This window comes from Streptomyces sp. NPDC044984, from assembly GCF_040646935.1.
GTDB lineage: Bacteria > Actinomycetota > Actinomycetes > Streptomycetales > Streptomycetaceae > Streptomyces.
On sequence record NZ_JBEZBE010000008.1, the window covers coordinates 1 to 26994 of the forward strand.

Annotated in this window: 19 protein-coding genes; 11 read left to right on the forward strand and 8 right to left on the reverse strand. The window is 73.0% G+C overall.

Going from position 1 to position 26994, the window contains the following annotated elements; all coding sequences use genetic code 11:
* The 3 genes from AB0A94_RS10815 to AB0A94_RS10825 form a co-directional block, all read left to right on the forward strand.
* The coding region (locus tag AB0A94_RS10815) for a cbb3-type cytochrome c oxidase subunit I (RefSeq protein WP_361742010.1) at positions 1-534 on the forward strand (534 nt) is incomplete at its 5' end.
* Positions 531-881 carry a hypothetical protein gene (locus AB0A94_RS10820; RefSeq protein ID WP_361742013.1) on the forward strand — a complete coding sequence of 117 codons (351 nt, stop codon included), beginning with the start codon at positions 531-533 and terminating at the stop codon, positions 879-881. The genes AB0A94_RS10815 and AB0A94_RS10820, both read left to right, overlap by 4 nt.
* A 168-nt stretch (positions 882-1049) precedes the next feature.
* Positions 1050-2306 carry a YncE family protein gene (locus AB0A94_RS10825; protein ID WP_361742015.1) on the forward strand — a complete coding sequence of 419 codons (1257 nt, stop codon included), beginning with the start codon at positions 1050-1052 and terminating at the stop codon, positions 2304-2306.
* Between the two features lies 1 nt (position 2307).
* Here the strand turns inward: AB0A94_RS10825 and AB0A94_RS10830 are convergent, their stop codons facing one another.
* The 3 genes from AB0A94_RS10830 to AB0A94_RS10840 all read right to left on the reverse strand — a co-directional run bounded on the left by AB0A94_RS10830 (position 2308) and on the right by AB0A94_RS10840 (position 7020).
* On the reverse strand, positions 2308-4281 hold the full coding sequence (locus tag AB0A94_RS10830; protein WP_361742018.1) for a translation factor GTPase family protein: 1974 nt from the start codon (positions 4279-4281) through the stop codon (positions 2308-2310).
* A 163-nt stretch (positions 4282-4444) separates the two neighbouring features.
* A complete protein-coding gene (locus tag AB0A94_RS10835; protein ID WP_361742021.1) occupies positions 4445-6112 on the reverse strand; it encodes a multicopper oxidase domain-containing protein in 1668 nt (555 codons plus the stop codon).
* Between the two features lie 407 nt (positions 6113-6519).
* On the reverse strand, positions 6520-7020 hold the full coding sequence (locus AB0A94_RS10840) for a metallophosphoesterase (protein WP_361742024.1): 501 nt from the start codon (positions 7018-7020) through the stop codon (positions 6520-6522).
* Between the two features lie 210 nt (positions 7021-7230).
* On the opposite strand from AB0A94_RS10840, the gene AB0A94_RS10845 reads away from it, so the two are divergent.
* Positions 7231-9168 (forward strand): glycosyltransferase family A protein, encoded by a 1938-nt coding sequence (locus AB0A94_RS10845; protein WP_361742026.1) that lies wholly within the window; start codon positions 7231-7233, stop codon positions 9166-9168.
* A 189-nt stretch (positions 9169-9357) separates the two neighbouring features.
* On the opposite strand, the gene AB0A94_RS10850 is transcribed toward AB0A94_RS10845, so the two are convergent.
* The 4 genes from AB0A94_RS10850 to AB0A94_RS10865 all read right to left on the reverse strand — a co-directional run bounded on the left by AB0A94_RS10850 (position 9358) and on the right by AB0A94_RS10865 (position 14970).
* Positions 9358-10161, reverse strand: coding sequence for a class I SAM-dependent methyltransferase (locus AB0A94_RS10850; protein ID WP_217134249.1), 804 nt, complete (start codon positions 10159-10161; stop codon positions 9358-9360).
* A 360-nt stretch (positions 10162-10521) separates the two neighbouring features.
* The gene (locus AB0A94_RS10855) at positions 10522-11589 is read right to left on the reverse strand and encodes a glucose-1-phosphate thymidylyltransferase (RefSeq protein ID WP_361742030.1); all 1068 of its coding nucleotides are present in this window, start codon (positions 11587-11589) and stop codon (positions 10522-10524) included.
* A 419-nt stretch (positions 11590-12008) separates the two neighbouring features.
* Positions 12009-12428, reverse strand: a complete 420-nt coding sequence (locus tag AB0A94_RS10860) for a CBS domain-containing protein (protein ID WP_361742033.1) — start codon at positions 12426-12428, stop codon at positions 12009-12011.
* 100 nt (positions 12429-12528) lie between these two features.
* The gene (locus tag AB0A94_RS10865; RefSeq protein WP_361742036.1) at positions 12529-14970 is read right to left on the reverse strand and encodes a SpoIIE family protein phosphatase; all 2442 of its coding nucleotides are present in this window, start codon (positions 14968-14970) and stop codon (positions 12529-12531) included.
* Between the two features lie 230 nt (positions 14971-15200).
* Here AB0A94_RS10865 and AB0A94_RS10870 point away from each other — a divergent pair, with 230 nt between their 5' ends.
* Entirely contained in the window at positions 15201-17345 is a 2145-nt protein-coding gene (locus AB0A94_RS10870) for a SpoIIE family protein phosphatase (protein ID WP_361742039.1), read from the forward strand.
* 128 nt (positions 17346-17473) lie between these two features.
* Here AB0A94_RS10870 and AB0A94_RS10875 read toward each other — a convergent pair whose 3' ends face one another.
* Entirely contained in the window at positions 17474-18730 is a 1257-nt protein-coding gene (locus AB0A94_RS10875) for a S1 family peptidase (protein ID WP_361742042.1), read from the reverse strand.
* 567 nt (positions 18731-19297) lie between these two features.
* Between AB0A94_RS10875 and AB0A94_RS10880 the strand changes: the two genes are divergently transcribed.
* The 6 genes from AB0A94_RS10880 (at position 19298) to AB0A94_RS10905 (ending at position 26815) form a co-directional block, all read left to right on the forward strand.
* Positions 19298-19513, forward strand: a complete 216-nt coding sequence (locus tag AB0A94_RS10880) for a type A2 lantipeptide (protein WP_361742045.1) — start codon at positions 19298-19300, stop codon at positions 19511-19513.
* A gap of 111 nt (positions 19514-19624) precedes the next feature.
* Positions 19625-20431, forward strand: a complete 807-nt coding sequence (locus AB0A94_RS10885; RefSeq protein WP_361742048.1) for an HlyD family efflux transporter periplasmic adaptor subunit — start codon at positions 19625-19627, stop codon at positions 20429-20431.
* Positions 20428-22650 (forward strand): NHLP family bacteriocin export ABC transporter peptidase/permease/ATPase subunit, encoded by a 2223-nt coding sequence (locus tag AB0A94_RS10890; protein ID WP_361742051.1) that lies wholly within the window; start codon positions 20428-20430, stop codon positions 22648-22650. Before AB0A94_RS10885 ends, AB0A94_RS10890 begins: the two co-directional genes overlap by 4 nt.
* 1 nt (position 22651) lies before the next feature.
* The gene (locus AB0A94_RS10895; RefSeq protein ID WP_361742054.1) at positions 22652-25474 is read left to right on the forward strand and encodes an NHLP bacteriocin export ABC transporter permease/ATPase subunit; all 2823 of its coding nucleotides are present in this window, start codon (positions 22652-22654) and stop codon (positions 25472-25474) included.
* 124 nt (positions 25475-25598) lie between these two features.
* Positions 25599-26609 carry a Ppx/GppA family phosphatase gene (locus AB0A94_RS10900; protein ID WP_361742057.1) on the forward strand — a complete coding sequence of 337 codons (1011 nt, stop codon included), beginning with the start codon at positions 25599-25601 and terminating at the stop codon, positions 26607-26609.
* Positions 26610-26638: 29 nt separating this feature from the next.
* Positions 26639-26815, forward strand: coding sequence for a hypothetical protein (locus AB0A94_RS10905; RefSeq protein ID WP_361742060.1), 177 nt, complete (start codon positions 26639-26641; stop codon positions 26813-26815).
* Positions 26816-26994: the final 179 nt, after the last annotated feature.

Consider the following 26994-nt stretch of genomic DNA (forward strand, 5'->3'; position numbering starts at 1 on the left):
CCGCCGCTGGACTTCCACGTCTCGGACAGCTACTTCGTGGTGGCGCACTTCCACTACGTCGTCTTCGGCACGGTCGTCTTCGCGATGTTCGCCGGCTTCCACTTCTGGTGGCCGAAGTTCACCGGCAAGCTGCTCGACGAGCGCCTCGGCAAGATCACCTTCTGGACGCTGTTCGTCGGCTTCCACGGCACGTTCCTGGTCCAGCACTGGCTGGGCACCAACGGAATGCAGCGGCGGATCCCGGACTATCTGGCGGCGGAGGGCCTGACGACGCTCAACACGTTGTCGACCGTCTTCTCGTTCCTGCTCGGCATGTCGATGCTGCCGTTCTTCTACAACCTCTGGAAGACGGCCAAGTACGGCGAGCCGGTCGGCGTCGACGACCCGTGGGGCTACGGCCGCTCGCTGGAGTGGGCGACCTCCTGCCCACCTCCGCGCCACAACTTCGTGGAACTCCCCCGTATCCGCAGCGAATCCCCCGCCTTCGACCTGCACCACCCCTCGGAGTCCGTGAGGGAGTTGAGTCTCCAGTGACCGGCCGGGACGGCTCCTTCGTGGACATGGAGGCCCTGCTGAACGAGATCGAGGGCCATCTCCTCGTCGACGCGGCCCGCGCCGAGGCCCGCACGGCGGCGGCGGAGCTCACCGCCGGCCTCGACTGGCTGACGGAACGCCAGCGGGAGGAGGTGGCACGACGGTTCACCGAACGGCACCTGGCCCTCAGCCGGGCGTCGTGGCAGCGGACCGCCCGGCGGGGTGAGGAGCTGCGGGCGCAGTACGAGACCCGGTACCGCCATCTGCGGCAGCGGCTGCTGGGCTGGGTGCTCCTGGGCTGCGCCCTGGTCTTCGGGGCCGTCCTCGTCGCCCTGTCGGCCGGTTAGGGAGTCACCCGCGCGCGTGCCGGGCGCCGCGGGTGAGGGCCGCCGCGCCGGACGCCGACGGCATCTGATTTTGTCGTGTACGCGCTCTTGTCGCGGGCGGCCCTCTTCCTTACTTTTCAGTAAGTTGCTTTTCAGGGCACGTGATTCCGGATTGTGGGGAGAGCCGTCATGCCGGTCCGCAGAACCAGGCACCTGTGCGCCATCGCCGCCGCCCTCGCCCTCACCGTCGCCGCCCCCGCCGCGGCCGCCACCGCCGCCGACTTCTCGACCGCCCTGCGCGAGGTGCTGTTCGTCGGCAACAACTGGGACGGCACCGCCGACGTCATCGAGTCCACCGGTGACTTCGCGCGGATCGGCCGGATCGACGTCATCCCGGACAAGGCCGAGCGGATGGCCGAGATCAACGCCGACCCGATCCGCTGGATCTACTTCATGGCGATCCGGAGCGGCGTCGGCGAGGGCCACGACCAGTTCGTCGACGACATGTACTCCACCCCGGACGGCACCTCGGTGGTGGCCTCCCGGCCGAGCTTCGCCGACGTGGTCTCCCTCGACCTCGCCACCGGACGGGTCAACTGGCGCTTCCCGGTGTCGGGTTACCGCTCCGACCACATGGCGGTCTCCCCCGACGGCAAGCGGGTCGCCGTCTCGGCCTCGACCTCCAACACGGTGCACGTCCTGGACATCGCGACCGGTGACGAGCTCGGCTCGTTCAAGACCGGCGACAAGCCGCACGAGAACGTCTTCAGCAAGGACGGCAAGTACATCTGGAACATGTCCATCGGCGAGGTGAACACCGCGCTCGACGCGCCCTGGTTGGACTGGACGAAGGGCGACCGCCGGGTCACGGTCGTCGACGCGACCACGTTCCGGCAGGTCAAGACGATCGACATGCGGGACCGGCTCGACGCGATCGGTCTGGAGGACCACTCGGACGCGGTGCGCCCGGCCGCGTTCTCCCCGGACGAGTCGAAGCTGTACTTCCAGGTGTCGTTCTTCAACGGCTTCTTCGAGTACGACGTCGCCACCGACCGGATCACCCGTACCAAGACCCTGCCGGAGAACCCGGCGACCAGCGACGACCGCACCACCTGGGTCAACGACTCCCGTCATCACGGCATCACCATGAAGCCCGACGGATCCAAGCTGTGCGTGGCCGGCACCATGGACGACTACGCGACCGTCGTCGACCGCGCGACCCTCCAGCAGGGGCCGCTCGTCACCGTGTCCAAGCCGTACTGGGCGACCGTCAGCGGTGACGGCAAATCCTGCGTGGTCTCCGAGAGCGGCGCCGACCGGGTCACCGCCATCGACTTCGCGACCGGCGAGAAGACCGTGTCCGTCCCCGTCGGCGACCACCCGCAGCGGGTGCGCCTCGGCCATGTGGAGGCCGGCTGGCCGGGCGCGGAGGACGGGCCGCGGTGACTCAGCCGGTCACCCTCCGCACCACGTTCAGCAGGTACTCCTTCCGGTTCAGCGGGTTGTGGTCCGTGCGCGGGCGCCGGGGCGGCGTGCCGCGGGTGACGGGCGCGTAGTGCGCGAAGGCGCTCTCCAGCTCGCCCTCGCCCCGGGTCAGTCCCGGCAGCCGCTGCTCCAGCTCGTGCACCCGGGCCGCCGGCACCGTGCCGTCCAGGACGCAGAGTCCGCCCCGGGTCCGCGTCGTACGCGGTACGGCGCCCAGCCCGGACAACACCGGCAGCAGGGCGCCGAGGCTGTCCGCCGGGGCCTCGAGCCGGAAGCGGTGCACCGGCTCGCACACCGCGGTCCCCGCCCGCCGCAGGGCCTCGGCCAGGACGAGCGGGGTGACGCCCCGGAAGTCGGCGCCGGTGCTCGACATGCTCTTGTCGAAGCCCTGGTGGGCGTGGCTCTGGCGGGGGCAGTAACCGGAGTGGGTCATGGTGACCGCGCAGTCGGTGACCTGCCAGCCGTGCAGGCCCTGTCCGAGCGTCTCGCGCACGGTGTCCTCGACCGCCTTGAAGAAGGCGTACGGCATCGCGCCCAGCTCCACCTCCAGCCGGAAGTCCACGCCCGAGCCGAGCGGTGCGGGGTCGACCCGCAGCCCGACCGTGGCGAGGAAGGGGTTGGCGTCCTCGCCGATGGACTCGACGGCCGCCCCGGATCCGGCCGGCCGCTCGATGCACAGCGGTGTCGTCCCGCGGAAGGTCACGTCGAGCCCGTACTCCTCGGCGAGGGTGGCCTGGACGACCTCCTTCTGGACCTCGCCGTAGAGCGACACGGAGGTCTCGCGCCGCCGCTCGTCGTGGCGCAGGGCGATCAGCGGGTCCTGTTCGGCGAGCTGGGTGAGCGCGAGGTGCAGCGCGCCGGGGTCGGTGTCCGGTGCGGGCACGACGACGGTCTCCAGGGTGGGCGGCGCGAAGACGTGCCCGTACTCCTCGCGGGGTTCGCCGATCGCGTCGCCGACGCGGATGTCCGCCAGTCCCCACAGCCGGGCGATCCTGCCCGCCGGCACCGCGTCCGTGCGCGTGTCGGTGCCGCCGTCGAAGACGCTGATGCCGGTGATCCGGCCCTCCGCGGCACCGGCGGGCCCGAACGGGATCCGGTCGCGGGTGCGCAGCGTGCCGGAGAACATCCGCGCGTAGGCGACCTTCTCCCCCGCCGGCCCCCGTTCCACCTTGAACACCGTGCCGGAGACCGGCCCGCCGGGGTCGCCGCCGGCCGGCGGGAGCAGCTCCTCGACGCCGGCCAGCAGCGCGTCGACGCCCGCGCCGGTGAGGGCGGAGCCGAAGTAGACGGGGTGGACGAGGGCCCGCCGGGTCTGCTCGGCCAGCGCCGTCCGCAGACGGGTGTCCGTGAGGGCCCCGTCCACGAACTCGGCGAGCAGTCCGTCGTCGTGGTCGGCCAGGACGTCGAGGGCGGCCGGGGAGAGGGCGGGAGCGAAACGGGCCTCGGGCGTGCCGAGCCGGCCGGTGGTGCCCATGGGCACGATCGCCGGGGTGAGGCGTGCCGAGACCGCCCGGAGCAGCTCCGCCTCCCGGGCCCCGCGCCGGTCGATCTTGTTGACGAAGAGCAGGGTCGGGATGGACAGCCGCCGCAGGGTCCGCATCAGCACCCGCGTCTGCGCCTGCACGCCCTCGACGGCGGAGACGACCAGCACGGCGCCGTCCAGGACGCCGAGCACGCGCTCCACCTCGGCGATGAAGTCCGGGTGACCGGGCGTGTCCAGGAGGTTGACCGTGACGTCGTCGAGCGGGAACGAGACGACGGCGGACTTGATGGTGATGCCCCGCCGCCGTTCCAGCGCGAGGGTGTCGGTGCGGGTGCTGCCGTCGTCGACGCTGCCGATCTCGTCGGTCACGCCGGCCGAGTACAGCAGCCGCTCGGTCAGACTGGTCTTACCGGCGTCGACATGGGCGAGGATGCCGAGGTTGAGCAGGTGCACGAAGCGTCATGTCCTTCGGAGAGCGGGCTGTTCCTTCCTGGGGGGACATGAACGATGCGCGCATTGCTTCTCCTCGGAACGTGGCTGCGGTGTCCCCGGCAGTGCAGCAGACCGGCGGGGACCCCCGCAACGCATTAAGCCGGTACGACGGTGAGCAGGGGCGTCAGACGATCTCGATGTTGGCCATCATGCCCATGTCCTCGTGTTCGGCGTTGTGGCAGTGGAAGAGGAAGCGGCCCCGGTGGCCGTCGAAGCGGGTGATGATGTCCGCCGTCTCACCGGGGCGCAGCGAGACCGTGTCCTTCAGGCCGGCGTCGTGCGGCAGCGGCGCGCGCCCGTCGCGGGAGAGCACCCGGAACCCCGTCTGGTGGAGGTGGACCGGATGGTGGACGTCGGCGGTGAGGCGCCACACCTCGACGGCACCGCGCCAGGTGTGGACGTCGGTGCGCGACGGGTCGAACGGCTCGCCGTTGACGAACCAGCCGCGCCCCTGTTCCGCGTGCCCGGCACGGAAGGTGAACCGGCGGACCGTGGCCACCTGCGCACGCCGCCAGGTGGGCAGGTCGTCGCAGAGCACCTCGGGGATCGTGCTGTGGTCGGACGCCGCGCGTGCGACACGGAACGCCATGACGTCGCGGGTGCGTCCGCTGCCGAGCAGGTTGCGCAGGCGCACCCGGCTGCCGGGCGGCAGGCCCGCGAAGTCGATGACCACGTCGTACCTCTCCGCCGGCGCGATGGGCAGGTCGGTGAGGGTGACGGGGGCGGCGAGCAGCCCCTGGTCGGCGCCGATCTGCACCAGGTCGAGCCGGTGCCCGTCGTCCGTGACGGCCTCCAGCCGGTAGTGGCGGGCGTTGGACGCGTTGACCAGCCGCAGCCGGTGGCGTACGGCGTCGACCTCGTGGACGGGCCACGGCGCCCCGTTGACCACGATCACGTCGCCCAGGACGCCGGCCGCGTAGGGCTCGGTCACCCCGGGCCGGTCGCGCAGCTCCGGATCGAGGGCCGGGTAGGCCAGGGACCCGTCGGCGGCGAACGCCCGGTCGGCGATCATCAGCGCCAGCTCCCGCTCGCCGCGGGGCAGGTCCAGGGCGTCCTCGACCGCGTCCCGGACGATGTGCATGCCGGTCAGGCCCCGCCAGATCGCCGGAGCGGTGAAGTCCATCCGGTGGTCGTGGTACCAGAGCAGCGCGGCACGCTGGTCGAGCGGGTACGTGTACTCCCGTGTCACCTGGCTCGTCACCGCGCGCGGGTCGTGCGCCATGTGCGCCTCGCCGTGGCGGCCGGACGCGGGGTCGGACCAGCCGTCCGGGAGGACGAGGTCGGTGGGGTAGCCGTCGGACCCGGCCGGGGTGCGTCCGCCGTGCAGGTGCACCACGGTCGGCACGGGAAGTTCGTTGCGGTGCCGCACGGTGACCGGCCGACCGCGACGGGACTCGATCGTGGGGCCGGGGTAGGTGCCGTTGTAGGTCCACAGCGTCGTCGTCACCCCCGGCAGGATCCGGGCGGTCACCTGGCGCTGGGTGATCTCGTACCGGTCGGTGTCCCCGGAGGTGTCGGCCGGCGCCAGAACGGGCGGGATCGGCAGGGGCACGGTGTAGGGCTCGGGCAGCGGTAGGGCGCTGCGCAGCTGCTCACCGGTGCTGCCGTGGCGGCGCGGCGCGGCGGCGGCGTCCGTGGCGCCCGCCGCGACCAGCCCCAGCGCGGCGCCGAGCCCGAGGACCCTGCGTCGCGTCAGCTCCGTGCCGGGCGCGGTGTCCCGGAGAAGGGTCCGAGGGGGCTCGGCGCCGTACGGGTCGGTGTGCGGCCCCCGTGGGGTCGACTGGTCAGACATGGGTGCACTCCCGGCGCGACGTGTTCGCGCGTGCGTGGTGGATGGTCGCGGCGCGCAGCACGCCGAGGGGTGCGCGACAGCGGATCGCCGCACAACTCGCCACATATTGCACTTATTCGGACACCGCAACCAGTACCGACACCACTGCCGTCCATCCGTTCACATGGGGCCGGGGCAGTCCGTCCGGCCCCTCCAGCCCTCCGACTCACCTGACTCACTCGGTTCCCACCGGTCACGCCGAGACGACGCCCGGGCACCAGGTCGGAAAACCCGAAAATCAGGTGTGTGAGTTCCGCGGGAGGGGGTAGTCGCCCGGTATCACCTTCGATCGTGGGAAGGAGGTCCGTGAGAGCACAACTACTCGCAGCGTCCGGGCCGCTTCCACCGACACGAAGCGGCCCGGCCCGTCAGCGCGGGGGCAGCCGGTGGAGTTCCACCTCCGTGAGCCGGCCCCCGGCGACCGTGGCGGTCATATAAGTACAGTGGGGTTGCCGGCGACGGTCTGTCGGCGATCCCGGGTTGAGCAGACGAAGTCCCGTGGACGCGGTGGTGTCCCACGGGATGTGGCTGTGCCCGAACACCAGCACGTCAACTCCGGGGAAGCGCGCGGCGCACCGGTTCTCCCGCCCCCGCGCCGGGCCCGTCTCGTGGACCACGCCGAAGCGCAACCCGCCGAGATCCGCGTACGCGGTCTCCGGCAGACGGGCCCGCAACTCGGGTCCGTCGTTGTTGCCGTACACGCCGACGAGTCTGCGGCTGCGGCTCTCCAGGAGATCGAGGGTGGCGGTGTCGACCCAGTCCCCCGCGTGGAACACGACGTCCACGCGCGGGAGTTCGTCCAGCAGGGGGGTGGGAAGCCGCTTGGCGCGCTTCGGCAGGTGGGTGTCGGAGGTCAGGAGCAGTCGCACGAGCGTCAGCCTAGGCGGCGCCGTGTCCCCGGTGGGACGCCACGCCTCAAGTGGCCCGGCGAGCACGCCGGTCGGCGGGTGCCGGCGTCGTCACGGCGGGCTCTCGGCGGCGGGGCGAAGCGGAGGACGCGGCCGCCGTGGCGTTACGATCGGGCGACGCATGTCAAGCCCGCACGTTCCACGGCAGAGACCCGAAGGGCCCAGATCCAGATGCCGGTCAAGGTCAGCGTCATCGTTCCCGTGTACAACCCGGGGATCTACATCGAGGACTGCATCTCCTCACTGCAGCGGCAGTCACTGCCCCCCGACGAGTACGAGGCGATCTTCGTCGACGACGGCTCGACCGACGGGACACCGGCCCGGCTCGACCGGCTCGCCGCCGAGGACCCCCGGATGCGGGTGATCCACCAGGAGAACTCCGGCTGGTCGGGCAAGCCCCGCAACGTGGGGATCGCCGCCGCGCGGGGCGAGTTCGTAATGTTCGTCGACAACGACGACTATCTCGGCGACGAGGCCCTGGAGCGGATGTACGCGTACGGCACGGCCCACGGCGCCGATGTCGTCGTGGGGAAGATGGCCGGCAAGAACCGCGGGGTGCCGGTGGAGTTGTTCCGCCGCAACCATCCGCGGGCGACGGTCGAGAACGCCCCGCTGATCGACAGTCTCACCCCGCACAAGATGTTCCGCCGGGAGTTCCTCGACCGTATCGGGCTGCGCTTCCCGGAGGGGCGGCGGCGCCTGGAGGACCACGTCTTCGTCACCGAGGCGTACCTGCGCGCGGACAACGTGTCCGTGCTCAGCGACTACGTCTGCTACTACCACATCAGACGCGACGACGCCTCCAACGCCGGCTTCCAGCGCTTCGACCCCGTGGGGTACTTCGGCAACCTGCGGGAGGCGCTCGACGTCGTCGAGCGGTACACCGAGCCGGGCCCGGTGCGGGACCGGCTGTTCCGCCGCTGGCTGCGGGTGGAGATGGTGGAGCGGCTGCGGGCGCGGCGGTTGCTGGGGCTGCCGGACGACTACCGCAGGGAGTTGTTCGCGGAGATCCACAAGGTCGTCGTCGAGCGGTTCGGCCCGGGGGTCTCCGCCGGGCTGCAGCCGACGCAGCAGGTCGTCGCCGCGCTGACCGAGGCCGACCGGTACGACGACGTGGTGGGCTTCGCCGCGTGGGAGGCCGGTGTCGCGCCGACGGCGACGCCCACGGGCGTGGAGTGGCACAACGGCTCGCTGCGCATCGGTTTCACCGCCGAGTACACCTCCGCCCGCGAGCCGATGACCTTCCCCGCGGACGCCGCCCTCACCCCGCTGGCCGACACCCCGAAGAACGTGGAGGAGGCGGTGGCGTGGGTCGGCGCTCAGACCGCGGCCCGGTTCGGACAGGCCACCGCGGATCTGCTGCTGCGTGAACGGTCCAGCTCCGCCCAGTACTTCCAGCCCGTGGAGTTCACCCGGGAGACGGTTCCCGTCGACGGCGGTGAGCGGGTGCGGCTGGTGCTGCGGGCGACCGCCACCGTCGATCCCGCCGAACTGCCGGGAGACGGGGTCTGGGACGCGGTCGTACGGGTGAAGCTCGGCGGCTGGACCAAGGAGTGCCGGCTCGGCCCCGCCCCGCGCGCCACCCGTCCCGAGCCGTACGCGGGGGTGACCGGCCGCCGCGCGGTCCTGCCGTACTGGACCGAGCCACACGGCAACCTCTCGCTGGACACGGGTGTCAAGGGCAGGCGGCTCGGTCTGGGCGGTGTGCGACGGCCGGACGTCACCGTCTCCGGGACCCGGCTGCGCGCCCGGATCCCGCTGCACGCGGCCGAGGGCGCCCGGGTGGGGCTCAGGTTCACCGCTTCCGGCAGGACGCTGCACGCGTCCGGCACGCTCACCGGCGAGGCGGACGGGCCGGGCTCCCGGCTGGAGGCCACGCTTCCCGCCCGGCTCCCCCGAGGGGTCTGGCGGGTCGCCCTGAGCCCGGACCCCGATGCCGCGCAACCCGCTTGGAGCGGGCTGCCGTTCGCGCTCCGCGCCGCCGGCGGCGGCGTGCTGGTGGTGACCGTCCCGCGTCCGGGCACCGTACGGAAACTGGTGCGTGCCGCGCGGCGGGTGCTCGGCGCGGCCCGCGCGAAGGTGTCCCCCTTGATCCGCAGGAAGCGGTGACCGCGGGTCGGCTGCCCGGTGTCCCGCCGGGGGCGTGCTCCACGGGTCGCGCTTGACCCGAGGGCACCGGCCCGGTGCTGTCCCCCGAAGGACCGGCAGGCCGGCACCGGGCCGAGGCGGAGTCCCTCGGCCCGGTGTCCTCGTACGAGAGCTGCCGCGCCTGCCGCGAAGGGCCGCGCGGCAGGGGACTCAGCGGCTGACGCCGACCTGTTCCAGGGCGCGGCGCAGGGGCTCCCAGCCCACGCGCCGCGGCAGGCCGCGGTTGCGGGCCTGGGCGAGGGCGCGCCAGAAACCGGCCTGCAGCAGCGCCTCCGGGGGCACCGCCCCGGCCCGCTCCAGGATCGCCTCGGGCACCTTCTGCGGGTCGGGCACCTTGTACTCGGCCATGATCTCGTCGTACTTGTCGTGCAGCACCGTGTTGTCGGGGTCGGCGCCGAAGACCACGAGCTGGCCGGTGGGCTGGGTGTCGACCAGGACGGTCACCAGGTCGGGGCGGTAGCGCGCCAGCACCTCGGTGATCTTGTAGACGTCGCCGGTCCAGGCATTGGTGTGCCGGTCGCGGGCGGCCTCGTCCACGCTGCGCGGCAGCATGTCGTCGAGGACGATCACACTGGCCCAGTCGGAGTGCTTCTCGACGTTCATGAGGTCGCGCAGGGCGTACTCGAACAGGTGCATGCCGTCGATGAACGACAGGTCGAGCGTGGTGCGGCGCCAGTGGCCGATCGGGCTGCGGCCCCGGCGCAGATTGCGCAGCGGGTGCCGGCCGCCCTTGAGGTGGGCCAGCGGGTTGTCGCGGGCGAAGAAGTCGTCGCTGGTGGCCTTCACCAGGTGGACGTCGCACTTCAGCTCCGAGACCACCTTGAAGGCGGGGTCGACCGCGATGCTGGGGACGCGTGACAGGCGCAGGCTGCGGCCGTCGTTGACGCCGATCTCCAGGTAGTTGCGGTTGGCGCTGACCTTGTGCAGCTCCCGAAGGAACTCATGGCGTTTCACGAAGGGGACTCTCCTTGCGGATGCGGGGCAGTGCTTCGTGCAGGGGTGCGCCGGTCGCGCGGCGCGGGCGGGCCGATGTCCTGCCCGCGGTCGTGCGCGAGGGCGCGGTACCGGGGGGCGCGGGAGGCCGGTGGTGGGCCGTACCCGCTCCGAGGCGGGTCGCACCAGGTGGTCCCGCCGGCGCCGGTGGCGACGGTGGGGCGGCGGCTTCTTCCGGACCGGTCATCGTTCGCACGAAGTTAGCGCCGTGGACCCCGTGGAGCCAAACGGTACGCGCGGTCGTGCTCGGGCCGGGCGGTTCCTCCCGTGCGGCCCGCTCACAGCGGCCGCGGGGGATGCGGGGGCAGGTGCCCGGGAGGCTCATGAATGGATCTGCACCTTGCTGTGGTCGCCGAGGACGAGCCGGTGGGCGCTGGGCACGCTGGGCGCGGGTGTCACCTCGACGTGCCGGCCGATCAGCGAGGCCTCGATGCGGCCGACGCCGTCGATCGAGGAATCCCGCAGCACGATGGAGAACTCGAGCTCGCTGTCGGTGATCCGGCAGTTCTCCGCGACGGAGGTGAAGGGACCTACGTAGGAGTCGCTGACGACCGTGCCGGCGCCGATGACGGCGGGGCCGACGACACGCGAGTTGACGATCCGCGCGTTCTCCTCCACGACCACCCGGCCGATGGTCTCCGAACGGTCGTCGACCTGGCCGTCGATACGGCGTTCGACGCCTTCGAGGACGGAGCGGTTGACCTCCAGCATGTCGACGACGTTGCCGGTGTCCTTCCAGTAGCCCTGGATGACGGTGCAGCGCACGTCGGCGCGGGAGTCGATCAGACGCTGGAGGGCGTGGGTGATCTCGAGTTCGCCGCGCCAGGAGGGCTCGACGGCGCGCACCGCCTCGTGGACGGCGGGCGTGAACAGATAGACGCCGACGAGGGCGAGGTCGCTCTTGGGGTGGTCCGGTTTCTCCTCCAGGCCGATCACCCGGCCGGACGGGTCGAGTTCGGCCACTCCGAAGGAACGGGGGTCGGCGACGCGGGTGAGCAGGATCTGCGCGTCGGGCCGGTCCCGGCGGAACTCCTCGACGAGACCGGTGATGCCGCCGACGATGAAGTTGTCGCCGAGATACATCACGAAGTCGTCGTCGCCGAGCCAGTCGCGGGCGATCAGCACGGCGTGGGCCAGCCCCAGGGGCTGTTCCTGGAGGATGTAGGTCACCCGCAGACCGAACTTCGATCCGTCGCCGACCGCGTCCTCGATCTCCGCGGCCGTGTCACCCACGATCATTCCGACCTCGGTGATGCCCGCTTCCGCCAGGGCCTCCAACCCGTAGAAGAGCACGGGCTTGTTGGCCACGGGCACCAACTGCTTCGCAGAGGTGTGGGTGATCGGCCTCAGCCGGGTTCCGGCACCGCCGGACAGCACGAGAGCCTTCATCCGGCTCACCATAGCCGTGTTCCGGCGGACGGAGCATCACCTGCTCGACCCGTGCGTCACGAAATTTCGCGAGACGGCCGATGAGCCGCCTGACCGCGGGCCGGTCCTCACCTCTTACGACATTTCCCTCCGCACTCGCGTTCGGGGTGGTGGAGGTGGTACCGCGGTCCACGGCGGGGAGGCAGGTCCGCAGCGGGTCCTCGCCGCGCGGCCGCCGGGCTCGCGCCCAGCCGGTCCCCGCCCGGCAGGGTCGGGGTCGGTCACTGGTCTCCGAGGTCACGGCTCATCGTCTTCCTTCTGTCCGCTGCCCTTCGGGTCCCCGGTGTCGCGCCGGGCGAACACCCGCCCGCCGTACGGGCTCCCGCCTCCTCAACGCCCCGGCCCGGGCGGGGAGATTCCCGTCCGGGCCGGTGTCCTCGTCAGGTGTTGGGCCGGGCCACGCTGATGTCGCCGAGGGCGGACTCCGGGTCGCGCTCCATGGCGGTGTCGCCCAGCGAGACGACACCGACGGGCCGTCCGTCCTCGACGACCGGGACGCGGCGCACGGCGTGTTCGCGCATCAGCCGCACCGCGTGGTCCAGGTCGTCGTCCGGTGCCACGGTCACCAGGTCGTCGCTGCACGCGCCGGCCACGGTGGTGTCCTCGGGATCGCCGCCCCGGGAGACCGACCGCACCACCAGGTCGCGGTCGGTGACCAGTCCGCGCAGCCGGTCGCCGTCGGTCACCAGGACGGACCCGAGGTCGCGGTCGCGCATGATGCGGGCGACCTCCGCGACGGAGGTCTGCGGCCCTACGGTCACCGGTGCGCCGGTCATGATGTCGCGCACGTGCTGTGCCATGACGTGTCCTCTCTCCTGTTTCCCTGTGGTGTCCCGGGTACCCGGTGGAGCGGTGCGGTCACCGGGCTCGGGCGTTCCCGGCCGGCGGACCCGGCGGCCGTCAGGGCCGCAGCACGAACTCCGCCCACACCTGCTTGCCCCCGCTGACCGGAAGGGTTCCCCAGGTGGCCGACACGGCCTCGACGAGGAGGATGCCCCGGCCTCCGGTGGCCTCCCAGCTGATGCTGGTGGGCTTCACGGGGGTGCGGGGCGAGGCGTCGGCGACCGCGAGGCGCAGCCGGTCGTTGACCAGGGAGATGTCGAGACGGACCTGGCCGTCGGTGTGCACCAGGGCATTGGTGACCAGTTCGGAGACGACGAGCAGGGCGCCGTCGACGTCCGCGGTCACCCCCCAGGAGCGCAGGGTGCGCCGGGTGAAGCGGCGGGCGTGCCCGACCGCCTGGGGCACCCGCCACACCGTCCAGCTCTCCCGCAGCGGGCGGGAGGCCATGCCGTCGTAGCGCATCAGCAGCAGGGCGACGTCGTCGCTGCGCGGGGCCTTGCCGAGCAGGGCGTCCGCGACGGGCCCGAGGTGGGCGGGGTCGGCGGCGGAGAGCTGCCGGGCGAAGCGGTTCATGCCCTCGTCGATGTCGGCCTCGTGGGACTCGACCAGGCCGTCCGTGGTGAGCGCGACCATGGTGCCGGGCTGCAGTCTGAGCGGGCTCATGGGGAAGTCGCTCTGCCGCACCACGCCGAGCGGCGGGCCGCCCTCGGCCTCCGCGATCTCCGTGCGGCCGTCCGGGTGGCGCAGCACCGGCGGCAGATGGCCGGCGCGGACGCACCAGGCGAGGCCCTCCTCCATGTCGACGTCGACATAGCAGCAGGTGGCGAAGAGGTCGGTCTCCATGTCCATGAGGAGCCGGTTGGCGTGGGAGACCACCACGTCCGGGGGGTGTCCCTCGACGGCGTAGGCGCGCAGCGCGGTGCGCATCTGGCCCATGAGGGTGGCGGCGCCGGCGCTGTGCCCCTGGACGTCGCCGATGACGAGGGCGACGTGGTTGTCCGGCAGCGGGATCACGTCGTACCAGTCGCCGCCGAGCTCCAGGCCGGCGGTGCTGGGCAGGTAGCGGGCGACGGCGACCGCGCCGGGCAGCCGGGGCAGGCGGCGCGGCAGCAGCTGGCGCTGGAGCATGCCGACCAGTTCGTGCTCGGCGTCGAAGGCGCGGGCCCGCATCAGGGCCTGTCCGGCGAGGCCGGCGGCGGCGGTGAGCAGGGCGCGTTCGTCGGGGCCGAAGTCGTGCGGGGTGTCCCAGCCGATCAGACAGGCGCCGGCCATGCGGTTCCCGGCCGGCAGCGGCAGCACGGCGAGTCCGCCGGGGCCGACCTCGGCGAGGGCGGTCTCCAGCGGGGAGCCGGCCGGCCAGATACCGGCGCGGCCCTCGCGCAGGGCGGCGGCGAGGGTGGGCATGGTGCGCACCGGCGCGTCGGGCCACTCGGTGCGCCACTCCGCGCGCCACAGCTCCGGCCAGGCCTCCGGTTCGGGCGGGTCGAGGACGGTGACGACGAGCCGTTCGTTCTCCAGCTCGGCGAGCGCGATCCGGTCGGCCCGCAGCGGCCGGCGCAGCGCGGCGACCACGGCCTTGCCGACGTCGCGGACGGTGACCGCGGTGGCGAGGGCGGCGGCGAGGCGCTGGACGCGGGCCACGTCCGTGATGTCGGAGCGCAGGGTGGAGGCGTCGGCGACGGTGCCCACCAGGCGGGCGGGGCGCCCCTCGCCGCCGGGCACCAGTCGGCCGCGCAGCCGGAGCCACTTGGGCGGTCCGGTGGGCTGGAGCACCCGGAACTCCAGTTCGCGGTCGCCGATCGTCATGTGGTCGGCCTCGACGACGGACATCAGTGAGGGCAGGTCCTCCGGCACCGTCAGGCCCAGCAGGGTCTCGACCCGTCCGTCGAAGTCGTCCGGGTCGAGGCCGAACAGCTCCAGGATGTCCTCGCCGACCCGGACCCGCCCGGTGTCCATGGCGAGGCTGAAGCCGCCGGGCCGCAGGTCGGCGGCCTCGGCGGTGGCGGCCGGTGCGGGGAGGGCGAGGGCGTCGGCGACGAGGCCGAGGCAGAAGCGGTCGTCGGCGTCGAAACCGTCGGCGCGTTCGCCGACCGCGAGCAGGCAGCCGCCGCCGCGCAGGGGCAGCGCCGCCAGGAAGAAGTCACGGCTGGGCACGCGTCGTGACTGCGCCTGCGCGGCGAGGTCGTCCGGGCCCAGCCACACCGGCCGCCCGCGGTGGGCCTCGGCCACCGGAGCGCGCCCGGCGACGGGGTAGCTGTCCCGTACCCCGCACAGGGTTCGCGGCACCCCGACGGACTCCGCCAGGTACAGCAGTTCTCCGTCCGCGTCGGCCGTGTACACGGCGGCGAACGCGGCACCGGCGAAGACGAGGGCCTGCTCCAGGATCCTGCGCACCCGTTCAGGTGACTCGGGGTCGGCCGCGATCGCCGTCAGGGCACCTTCCGCACGCAGCGTTCTCGTGCTGCGTCCCGTAGCGCCCTCACCGACCACGTTGGCCATTACAGCGCTTGTGGGACACCCGCGCAGCCCCTGAGCGCGTTCGGCGTCCCCGGAGGTGTGCGGGGCGCGGAAGACCCCGGTCGGCCCCGCGGGCCCGGGTCCGGGGTGTACGGAGGGCCCGTCGCCCGGCGGAGCCCACGGTCTCCCGGCGCTCGTCGTGCGCGACGGCCCGGCAGGGGGGAGATTGGGTCCCGGGACCGGTGGCGCGGCCGTGCGAGGAGGTGGTCGGCGTGTCCGAGGGGCAGTCGTCCGCGCGGACGCCGCCGGGTGGGCGGGCGCCGGTCGGCCGTCCGCTGCTGTCGCTGACGCTGGCCTCGATGATGGACGAGGTGCACGCCCACTCCGGGGCCGTGTATCTGCTCTCGCCGGACCAGCCGGTGCTGGAGATGGCGGTGATGGCGGGGCTGCCCCGCGCCTTCGCGGCCCCGTGGGAGCGGGTGGGGCTGAGCGCGCCGATCCCGGTCTCCGACGCGGTGCGCGAACGACGGCTGGTGTGGGTGGGCGGCGAGGAGGAGATGGCCCGCCGCTATCCCCGGATCGCCATGGTGCTGCCGTACCCCTTCTCGCTGGCCGCGCTGCCGGTGGCGACCGCGGCCAAGGCGTACGGCGCGGTCTTCGTGACCTGGCCCGGCACGCACCCGCAGGAGCTGTCCGACTGGGAGCGCGCTCATCTGACCGCCGCCTGCGACCGGCTCGCGGTGCGGCTGGAGCGGGCCGCCGAGCAGAGCCTGCCGCTGGCACCGGAGCCCGATCTGCTGGCGGCGCCGCTGGTGGGCGGCATGGCCGGCACGCTCGGCACGGTGGAGGCGGCACGGATGGTATCCCGGCTGCCGTACGGCCTGTGCTCGCTCGATCTGCACGGGCGGGTCGGTTTCGCCAACGCCGCCGCCACGGAGCTGCTGGGCGTTCCGGTGAACCGGCTGCTCGGGGCCCAGATGTGGGCGTCGGTGCCGTGGCTGAACGACCCCGTGTACGAGGACCGGTACCGGGCGGCGCTGTTCAGCCAGCACGTCACCTCGTTCGTCGCGCTGCGCCCGCCGGACGAGTGGCTGTCGTTCCGGCTGTATCCGAGCACCACCGGACTCAGCGTGCGGATCAGCCGGGCGCGGGCGGTGGCGGAGATGAACCGCGCGGCGCCGCGGTCCGGACAGGGGCAGCCGCGGCTGGTCACCATCACCCAGGTGCTGGGCCTGGCCGGGGCGCTGACCGAGGCGGTCGGGGTGCAGGACGTGGTGCAGCTGGTCGCGGACGAGATCGTGCCGGCGGTCGGCAGCCAGGGGCTGGTGATGCTCGGGTCCCGGGCGGGCCGGCTGCGCATCCTCGGCCACCAGGGGTACGCGGACGCGCGGGTCGTGGAGCGGTTCGACGGGATGCCGCTGTCGGAGCCGACTCCCGGCAGTCAGGTGCTGCGGTCCGGTGTGCCCGCCTTCTTCGAGAGCCGGGAGGAGGTCGAGCGCCTGTATCCGGCGCTGCTGGTGAACCCGTCGGAGTTCGCGGCGTGGGCGTATCTGCCGCTGATCGCCTCGGGGCGCCCGGTGGGGACGTGCGTGCTGTCGTACGCGGCGCCGCACCACTTCGCGACGGAGGAGCGGGCGGTGCTGACCAATCTGGCGGGCCTGATCGCCCAGGCGCTGGAGCGGGCCCTGCTCTACGACGCCAAGCACCGGCTCGCGCACGGGCTGCAGGAGGCGCTGCTGCCGCACACGCTGCCGTCGCTGGCGGGGATCGAGGCGGCGGCCCGCTACCTGCCGGCCACTCAGGGGATGGAGATCGGGGGCGACTTCTACGACCTGGTGCCGGCGCAGGGGACGGCGGCGGCGGTGATCGGGGACGTGCAGGGGCACAACGTGACGGCGGCCGGGCTGATGGGGCAGGTCCGTACCGCGGTGCGCGCGTACACGGCCGTCGGGCAGGCACCCGAGGAGGTCATGCGCAGCACCAACCGGCTGCTGCTGGAGCTGGGGGCGGACCTGTTCGCCAGCTGTCTGTACCTGCGGCTCGATCCCGCGCACGGGCGGGCCGTGATGTCCCGCGCGGGCCACCCGCCGCCGCTGCTGCGCAGGCCGGACGGGCGGGTGCGGGTGCTGGACCTGGCCGGGGGGCCGCTGCTGGGCATCGACGGTTCGGCGGTGTATCCGTCGACCGAGGTCGGCCTCTCCCCCGGTTCGCTGCTCGTCCTCTACACCGACGGCCTGGTGGAATCCCCCGGCGCCGACTTCGAGGACGCCGTCGCCGACCTGTGCCGCCGGCTCACCGGCCTCGGTGACCTTTCCCTGGACGATCTCGCCGACGCCCTGGTCCGGCACGGCGCGGACGCGGAGAACCGGCTGGACGACATCGCCCTGCTCCTGCTCAGGGCGCTGCCGGACGGCTGACACGGCCCGGCCTCGGCGGCGGCCGTCGGGGCGGCCTGCCCTCGGCGTCACCGCACGGGCAACGGCCCGGCCCCGCCACAGGCGGGTGGCGGGGCCGGGCCGGAGGGTGTACTCGGGTCGAGAGGGCGTCAGTGGGTCCCGGCCGGGCCGGAGTCGTCCTCCGCACCCTGGTCCGCCGCGTCACCGGCTCCCGCGCCGGGCCGGTCGCCGGCGCCGGCTTCCCCGCCCCCGGCTTCCTGGCCGCCGGCGCCCGCGTCGCCGGCACCCTCCGCGCCGAGGGTCGCGCCGACCGCTTCCAGGGCCGTGGTGACCGGCTGGAAGAACGTCTCGCCGCCCGAGGTGCAGTCGCCGCTGCCGCCCGAGGTCAGGCCGACGGCGAGGCCGTCCCGGGTGAACATCGAGCCGCCGCTGTCACCGGGTTCCGCGCAGACGTTCGTCTGGATGAGCCCGGTGACCGTGCCCTCCGGGTAGTTGACCGTGGCGTTCAGGCCGAGCACCTGGCCGTCGGCGAGCCCGGTGGTGCTGCCCATCCGGAACACCTCCTGGCCGACGGTGGCCTCCGCGGCCCGGGAGATCGCGAGGGTCTGGTCACCGAGGTTCACCTCGCTCGGCGCCGGAGTGGCGGGATCGTCGTACGTGACGAGTGCGAAGTCGCCCGCACCGGGGAAGACCGCCTGGTCGACCGTGGCGATCGGCTGCCCTCCCTGCGTGTCGGACCACTGATCGGCCCCGACGGCACAGTGACCGGCCGTCAGGAACGCCGGACTGCCGTCGCCCGCGGTGACGTTGAAGCCGAGCGAGCAGCGCGCGCCGCCGGAGAAGACGGCGTCACCGCCGGACACGAACGTCTTGAAGGTGCCCGCGGACTTCTTGACGGTCGCCATGCCGGGGCCGAGGCTCCGCACGGTCGACTCCAGCCGGTCCCACTTGTCGCCGGTCACCGTGCTGTCCGCGGTGACGAGGATCTTGTTGGTGCGCGGGTCCACGGCCCACGAGGTGCCCGGGATGGTCGCCTCCGACTTCAGCGTCCGCGCCCCGGCCTCCAGCTCGGTCATGCTGTTGCCGACCTCGCGGACGGCCGCGCCCGCCTTCTTGGCCTGCACGATCACGTTGTCGTCGTCGCCCGGTACGACGTTGACGACGAGCTGCTTGTTCTCACCGTCGTAGTAGGAGCCGGCGAACGCGTCGCCGAGGAGCCCGGCGAGCCGTGAGGCGAGATCCGAGGCGTCGCCCGCCTTCAGGGTCCTCGGCGCCGCCGCCGCGTCGTCCGGCGCTCCGTCCTGCGACGCGTTGGCGTTCGGGAGCAGGATCGCGGCGGCGCCGAGCGCCACCACGCCGCCCGCCGCCATCGCGGCCTTGCGCTTCGGAATTCGCTTGTGACTCAAACTTCTCGACCTCCTGGGGGACCGGAGTCGCGCCGGTGTTCGGCTGCTGTGGGGCGCCTGGACGGCTGTTGGTACGCACGGGTCGCGAGGGGCGTTCAATCCCGTCCGGTCGATCACGTTCCGCGATCGTCCGTGAGCGTTCGGTCGCGACCGTGCGGCGGAATCCCGGCTTCAGTGAATCTGCACATCGCATGCCCAACCCGGTCACCGGAACCGGGGTTCGTCCACGGGCCGGCGGACCGGGGTACGCCTTTGGGGCCGGTGTGCCGGATTCCGGCCACCGGGGCGCAAGTGGCCGGACGGGTCGATGCGGTGGGGCATGTGAAGAAGTCGCCGCCGGGCCGTGTCCGCGTCTGCACGCTTGACCCCCCGTGGAGCACAAGTTGCCTGGTGAGACGTTTGATTGAGTGGAAGCCCGTACCCGCCGCGTGCTTTGATCCATCGCACCGCAAGGCCGTTCCGGGCTCCCGGCGACGGGCGTCCGGCGCCCGCGGTCGCGGCCTTCATCTGTCCCCGGAGGGGGGCCGCTCCCCCTTGTGAAACATCCATACGAAGGGAAGTTCCATCATGAACTCCACCCCCCAGGTCGAGACCATCGAGATCTCCGACGCCGACCTCGACAACGTCTCCGGCGGCCTGTCCGTGAACGCCGTGAACACCCTCACGGGCGCGGTGGACGGCATCGCCCCGGTCTCCGGCCTGGTCGACACGGCCGTCGGCACCGTCGAGGGTGTCACCGGCCTGAACACCGCCCCGGTCACGAACCTGGTCGCCGGTCTCTGATCGCGCCCCTGTGCCGCGAAGTCCCGGAGCCACTCCCCGGCTCCGGGACTTCGCGGCGCCTCCACAGCCCCCGCGTCATGCCGCACAGTTCACACAGGTGAGGGAAGACCCGTGCAGTTCCGCCAACAGGCCCTCGCCAGGCTCCAGTCACCGGAGGAACTCGACCTCCCGGTGCGCTTCGCGCGTCCGCAGGGCTGGCTGGTGCTCTCCGTGACGGTGGTCGCGATGGCGGCCGCGTCGGTGTGGGCGGTGACCGGCTCGGTGTCCTCCACGGTCAGCGCGCCCGCCGTCCTCACGTACGGGCAGGGCAGTTACGTCCTGCAGAGCCCCGTCGCCGGCCAGGTCACCGCCGTCCTCGCCGAGGAGGGCGAGCGGCTGCCCGCCGGCTCCCCCGTCCTGAAGGTCGGCACCGAGCAGGGCGACAAGGTCGTCCGCAGCCTCGACGCGGGCCGCGTCACCGCGCTCGCCGCCAGCACCGGGCAGATCATCTCCACCGGCGCGAACGTCGCCGCCGTGGAGAAGGTCGCCCGTGCGGAGGCCCCGCTGCAGGCGACGGTGTACGTCCCCGCCGAGAGCGCCGCCGGCATCCCCGCGCACGCCTCCGTGGACCTGACCGTGCAGTCGGTGCCGAGCCAGGAGTACGGCGTGCTGCACGGCGAGGTGAAGTCGGTGGACCGCTCGGCGCAGTCCCCCCAGCAGATCGCCGCGTTCCTCGGGGACGCCCAGCTCGGCGAGCAGTTCACCGAGAAGGGCAGGCCGGTGGCGGTCACGGTCGAGCTGGAGAGGTCGTCCGGCACGAAGAGCGGTTACGCGTGGTCCTCCGCGGAGGGCCCGCCGTTCGAGCTGACCTCGATGACCCTGGCCACGGGTTCGATCCGGCTGGCCGACCGGCGCCCCGTCGACTGGCTGCTGCCGTGAGCACCGCCCGGGAGACCCGCGGCCGGCGCCGGGCCGCCCCGCCGAAGCGCACGGTGCCCACGTCCCGTGCGAAGACGGTCCGCACCCCCACCGTGCTCCAGATGGAGGCCGTGGAGTGCGGCGCCGCCTCGCTGGCGATGGTGCTCGGCCACTACGGCAGGCACGTCCCGCTGGAGGAGCTGCGCATCGCCTGCGGCGTCTCGCGGGACGGCTCGCGCGCCAGCAACCTGCTGAAGGCGGCCCGCGGTTACGGGCTGACCGCCAAGGGCATGCAGATGGACCTGGCCGCCCTCGCCGAGGTGACGGCGCCGGCCATCCTGTTCTGGGAGTTCAACCACTACGTCGTCTACGACGGCATGGGCCGCCGGTTCGGCCGCCGCGGGGTGTACGTCAACGACCCCGGCAAGGGGCGGCGGTTCGTCCCCCTGGAGGAGTTCGACGGCAGCTTCACCGGTGTCGTGCTGGTGATGGAGCCCGGCGAGGACTTCACCCGGGGCGGCCGCAGGCCGGGCGTGCTCGGCGCGATGCCGGCCCGGCTGCGCGGCACGGCGGGCACCATGCCCGCGGTGGTGCTGTCGAGCCTGCTGCTGGTCGCGGTCGGCGCGGCGGTGCCGGGGCTCAGCCGTACCTTCATCGACGAGTTCCTGATCGGCGGCCGGACCTCGACGCTGGACGTGCTGTTCACGTCGATGGGCGCCTGTGTGCTGCTCACGCTGGTGCTGACCTGGCTGCAACAGGCCAACCTGCTGCGCGGCCGGCTGATCTCCTCCACCCTGTCCAGCGCCCGCTTTCTGCGCCATCTGCTGCGGCTGCCGGTGACGTTCTTCTCCCAGCGCAGCCCCGCCGACCTGGTGCAGCGGCTGCAGTCCAACGACGCGGTGGCCGAGACGCTGGCCCGCGACCTGTCGGCGGCGGGCGTGGACGCGGTGGTGGTCGTGCTGTACGCGGTGCTGCTGTACACGTACGACCCGCAGCTGACCTTCGTGGGCATCGGCGTGGCGCTGCTGAACATCGTGGCGATGCGGATCGTGATCCGGCTGCGCGCGACCCGTACGGCGAAGCTGCGCGCGGACAGCGCACGGCTCACCAACACGGCGTACACCGGTCTGCAGCTGATCGAGACGCTCAAGGCGACCGGCGGGGAGGACGGCTACTTCCGCAAGTGGGCCGGGCAGCACGCCACCACGCTGGAGGAGCAGCAGCGGCTCGGGGTGCCGAGCGCCTGGCTCGGCGTCGTCGCGCCGACGCTCGCCACGCTCAACAGCGCGCTGATCCTGTGGATCGGCGGCATGCGGGCGGTCGAGGGACACGTCTCGGTCGGTCTGCTGGTCGCCTTCCAGGCGCTGGTCGCCCGCTTCACCGCCCCGCTGACCCGGCTCAACGGCGTCGCGGGCCGGATCCAGGACTTCGCCGCGGACGTGGCCCGGCTGAAGGACGTGGAGAACTTCCGGGCGGACCCGCTCTACGGCCGTCCCGGTGCCGGCGAGTCGACGCGCCGCCTGCACGGCCACGTCGAGCTGCAGAACCTCACCTTCGGCTACAACCCGCTGGACAAGCCGCTGCTGACCGGCTTCGACCTCACGGTGGGTCCCGGGCAGCAGGTGGCGCTGGTGGGCGGCTCCGGCAGCGGCAAGTCCACGGTGTCCCGGCTGATCTCGGGGCTGTACGCGCCGTGGGAGGGCGTGATCCGGATCGACGGGCAGCGCATCGAGGACATCCCGCGCGGGGCGCTGGCCGCCTCCGTCTCCTTCGTCGACCAGGAGGTGTTCCTCTTCGAGGGCACCGTCCGGGACAACGTGGCGCTGTGGGACCCGTCGATCCCGGACGAGGCCGTGGTGGAGGCGCTGAAGGACGCGGCGCTGTACGACGTGGTCCTGCGCCGGCCGGGCGGCATCCACAGCCCGGTCGAGCAGGACGGCCGGAACTTCTCCGGCGGTCAGCGCCAGCGCCTGGAGATCGCGCGGGCGCTGGTGCGCCGGCCGAGCATCCTGGTCCTCGACGAGGTGACCAGCGCGCTGGACGCGGAGACCGAGCTGGTGGTGATGGACAACCTGCGCCGGCGCGGCTGTGCCTGCGTGGTGATCGCGCACCGGCTGAGCACGGTGCGCGACAGCGACGAGATCGTCGTCCTGGACCACGGCACGGTCGTGGAGCGCGGACGGCACGAGGAGCTGGTGGCGCGCGGCGGCGCGTACGCGGCGCTGGTCAGGGAGCGATGAGATGACGACCGTGCACGAGGGTCAGGGCGGCGACCTCGTCCTGGGCGCGCTCGGGTCGCTGGGCACGCCGATCGACTGCTCCGGGTCCGGCCGGCTGGACCTGGAGGGGCCGCAGACGCTGTGGCTGATCGTGTCCGGTGCCGTGGACCTGTTCGCGGTGGACGCCGAACGGCAGGGCCACTGGCACCATCTGGGCCGGCTGGAGGCGGGCTCGCTGGTGCTGGGCCCGGTGACCGGCCCGGCGCACACGCTGGTGGCGCGTCCGCTGCGGAACTGCGTGGTGCGCCGCATCGCCCTGCGCGAGTTGTACCAGCCGGCGAGCACCCAGACCTGGTCGTACGACGAGTACGGCAACCCGCAGTACGTGCCGCCCACGACGAGCCCCCTGGAGTACGCGCTGGCGCTCGGTGCGGGCCGCGGTCTGGCGGTGCTGTTCCAGGCTCCGATGGCCACGGAGCGGGCCACCGCGCCCAGCGACGACGACGTGTTCTGGATGCAGGTCCCGCCGGGCAGTGTGCAGTACGGCTCGCTGTACGGGGCGGAGGCGGCGGCCGACCTGCTGATGGATCCGGCGCTGTGGCAGAGCATGGTCGACCAGCAGTACCGGCTGATGACCACGCTGGACCGGTGGATCGAGCAGCTGGAGCACACGCACGAGACGCGGACCGCCGAGGGCATCGCGGCCGGTGAGGCGGTCCGTGACCGGGCCGACCGGACGCTGCTCGCCGCGATCGGCAAGCGGTCGGGGCGGCGCACGACGGCGGCCGACGCGGACGCCACGTACGCGGCCTGCGAGCTGGTGGCCCGGGCGGCCGGGATCACGCTCGCCGCGCCCGCGCAGTCCGGTACCGGCGGGGACCGGCTCGATCCGGTCGAGCAGATCGCCCTGGCCTCCCGGGTGCGGACCCGTGTCGTACGGCTGGACGGCCGCTGGTGGCGGGACGACGTGGGGCCGCTGGTGGGTCACCGGGCCCTGTCGGGGGCGCCGGTGGCGCTGCTGTGGCGGCGCGGCGGCTATGTGGCGGTGCATCCCGCGACCGGCCGTGAGACGCCGGTCGAGAAGGCGAACGCCGGGGAGTTCGAGCCCCGCGCGGTGATGTTCTACCGTCCGCTGCCCGAGCGGCGGCTGAGCCCGCTGCGGCTGCTGCGGTTCTGCATGACGGGTACGCGGGGTGATCTGACGGGTCTGCTGCTGAGCGGTCTGGTGACGGTGGCGATCGGGGCCCTGGTGCCGCTGGCGACCGGCAAGGTGCTCGGCGAGTTCGTGCCGAAGGCGCAGACCGGGCTGATCGTGCAGACGTGCCTCGCGGTGATCCTCAGCAGTGTGGTGGCCGCCGCGTTCATGCTGCTGCAGAACCTCACCCTGCTGCGTCTTGAGGGCCGGGTGGAGGCCACGCTCCAGCCGGCCGTGTGGGACAGGCTGCTGCGGCTGCCGACCACGTTCTTCACCGAGCGTTCGACGGGTGAGCTGGCGAGCGCGGCCATGGGCGTCAGCGCGATCCGCCGCACGCTGGCCGGGGTGGGTCCGACGGTGGCCCAGTCGGTCACCGTGGGAGCGATGAACCTGGGGATCCTGCTGTGGTTCAGCGTGCCGATGGCGCTGGCCGCGATCGGGATGCTGGTCGTCGTCGCGGGCGTGTTCCTGGGCCTCGGACTGTGGCAGGTGCGCTGGCAGCGGCGGCTGGTGGTGCTCACCAACAAGCTGAACAACCAGGCCTTCCAGACGCTGCGCGGGCTGCCGAAGCTGCGGGTGGCGGCGGCGGAGAACTACGCGTACGCCGCCTGGGCGTCGGAGTTCGCCCGCAGCCGCGAGCTCCAGCAGAAGGCCGGCCGGATCAAGAACCTGACGGCGGTGCTGGGCGCGGTCTACCTGCCGCTGGTCACGCTGGCGATGTTCATGCTGCTGGCCGGTCCGGCGCGCGGCTCGATGACGGCGGCGGAGTTCCTCACCTTCAACACGTCGGTGACGATGGTGCTGACCTCGGTCACCCAGCTGACCGGCGCGTTCGTCTCGGCGGTCGCCGCGCTGCCGCTGTTCGAGCAGATCAAGCCGGTGCTGGACGCCACGCCCGAGGTGCGCGCGGCGAGCACCCGGCCGGGCCCGCTGTCGGGTGCGGTCGAGGCACGGCGGCTGTCCTTCCGCTACTCCGACGACGGTCCGCTGGTCCTGGACGACGTGTCCTTCGAGGCGCGGCCGGGCGAGTTCGTGGCGGTGGTCGGCCCGAGCGGCTGCGGCAAGTCCACCCTGCTGCGGCTGCTGATCGGCTTCGACCGGCCGGTCTCCGGCAGTGTGCTGTACGACGGTCAGGACCTGGCGGCGCTCGACCGGTCGGCGGTGCGCCGGCAGTGCGGTGTGGTGCTCCAGCACGCGCAGCCGTTCACCGGGTCCATCCTGGACGTCATCTGCGGGAGCGAGCCCTACACGCCTCAGGAGGCGATGGCGGCGGCGGAGATGGCGGGGCTGGCCGAGGACATCAGGCGGATGCCGATGGGGCTGCACACCCTCGTGTCCGGCGGCGCGGTCTCCGGCGGCCAGCGGCAGCGGCTGATGATCGCCCAGGCGCTGATCCGCAGGCCGCGGATCCTCTTCTTCGACGAGGCGACCAGCGCCCTGGACAACGAGACGCAGCGCACGGTCATCGAGAGCACCAAGGCCCTGGAGGCGACCCGGATCGTCATCGCGCACCGGCTGTCGACGGTCCTCGACGCGGACCGGGTGGTGGTGATGGACGGCGGCAAGGTGGTCCAGCAGGGTCCGCCCGCCCGGTTGCTCACCGACACCGGCGGGCGGCTGCACGAACTGGTCCGGCGGCAGCTGGCGTGAGGTGTCGGGCAGCCGTGACCCACATGTCAACGGGTGGTAACCGTCCGGTCACGCCTGGGACGTGTCTTCGCCATATGCGGGGGCCCGCCCGTTGCTCCGCGCGGTAAGTGGGTACCCACGGGCCATGCGGACCAGCGTGATGGATGTGGGATCGAAGACCGTCAGACTCGTCGTGGCGGACACGGCGGGCGGTGCGCCGCTGCCGGTGCACACGGCGAAGTGGCCGCTCAGGCTGTCCGAGCAGGTCATGCCCGGGGAGCCGGTGCCGGAGCAGGCCGTGGAGCGCCTGGTGGACGCCGTCGCCGCGGCGGACAGGACCGCCGCGCGGTGGGGCGCGTCGGGCCCCCTGGCGTTCGCGACCGCCGTGGTGCGCGGCGCCCCGAACCGGTGGGAGGTGCTGAGCACGGTCCGGGCCCGGACCGGTGTCGACCTGTGCACGCTGCCCGGCGAGGTGGAGGCCGAGCTCACGTTCCTCGGGGCCCGGCGCTGGATGGGCTGGCGCTGCGGGCCGCTGGCGCTGCTGGACATCGGCGGGGGTTCGCTGGACGTCGCCTTCGGACGCGGCCGGCTGCCCGACTTCGTCGCCTCGCTGCCGCTGGGAGCGGGCCGGCTCACCCACGAGTACTTCGGGGACGCGGACCCGCCCTCCCCGGAGCAGGTGCGGGCGCTGCGCCGGCGGGTGCGCCACCAGCTGCGGGACGTGGCGGCCCGGATCCGCTGGGAGGGGCCCCGTACGGCGGTGGCCACCTCCCGCACCTTCCAGCAGCTGGGGCGGCTGTGCGGAGCCGCGCCCGGACGGCACGGTCCGTTCGTGGAGCGGGAGTTGTCCTGCGCCGACCTGCGGGGGGCGATCGACCGGCTGGCCGCCCTGCCCGCCGCCGAACGCGCCCGGCTGCCCGGGATCTCCGCCCCGCGCTCCGCGCAGAGCCTGGCGGGTGCGGTCGTGGGGCACACGGCGATGAAGCTGACCGGCCTGGGGACGGTGACGATCTGCCCCTGGGCGCTGCGCGAGGGGGTGCTGCTGCGCCACATCGAGGACGGCCCGTCCTGGTGGGCGGAGATCATCCGCCTCAACGAGAAGGAGACGGCGGCCGCCGGCCCCGTACCGCTGCGCGTCGCCACCACGCGCGGCTGACCCGGACGTACGACGAAAGGAGAGAGCCCGTGTCCGAGCGGGACGACCGAGAGAAGCCCGAGACGGCCGTCGAGGAGGTGCTGCGCGAGGTTGAGGAGGCCGAGCGGCGCACCGAGGACCCCGCCGAGCGGCGCCGCCACCGGGGCGAGGCCGGGGACGCCATCACCCCGAACACCGAGGCGCAGGAGGAGTCCCGGGGCGACTAGGTCCCGTCCGGCCGGTCCCGGACCGCGGGAGGACGTCGTTCGGGACCGGTGCCCGAAGGGGCCGTGCCGCGCGGACCGCCGGCTCCGCTCCGGCCGCGTGAACGCGTGCGGGACGGCCCCGGGCGCGCCGTCGCGATGTCCCCGGACCGGCGCGGGGGCGGCGGACGCGGCCGTCCGCG

Coding starts and splice junctions, on each gene's coding strand:
- AB0A94_RS10825 (WP_361742015.1), top strand. CDS start 1,050: ATGCCGGTCCGCAGAACCAGGCACCTGTGCGCCATCGCCGCCGCCCTC.
- AB0A94_RS10845 (WP_361742026.1), top strand. CDS start 7,231: ATGCCGGTCAAGGTCAGCGTCATCGTTCCCGTGTACAACCCGGGGATC.
- AB0A94_RS10895 (WP_361742054.1), top strand. CDS start 22,652: ATGACGACCGTGCACGAGGGTCAGGGCGGCGACCTCGTCCTGGGCGCG.
- AB0A94_RS10865 (WP_361742036.1), bottom strand. CDS start 14,970: ATGGCCAACGTGGTCGGTGAGGGCGCTACGGGACGCAGCACGAGAACG.
- AB0A94_RS10855 (WP_361742030.1), bottom strand. CDS start 11,589: ATGAAGGCTCTCGTGCTGTCCGGCGGTGCCGGAACCCGGCTGAGGCCG.
- AB0A94_RS10860 (WP_361742033.1), bottom strand. CDS start 12,428: ATGGCACAGCACGTGCGCGACATCATGACCGGCGCACCGGTGACCGTA.
- AB0A94_RS10900 (WP_361742057.1), top strand. CDS start 25,599: ATGCGGACCAGCGTGATGGATGTGGGATCGAAGACCGTCAGACTCGTC.
- AB0A94_RS10880 (WP_361742045.1), top strand. CDS start 19,298: ATGAACTCCACCCCCCAGGTCGAGACCATCGAGATCTCCGACGCCGAC.
- AB0A94_RS10835 (WP_361742021.1), bottom strand. CDS start 6,112: ATGTCTGACCAGTCGACCCCACGGGGGCCGCACACCGACCCGTACGGC.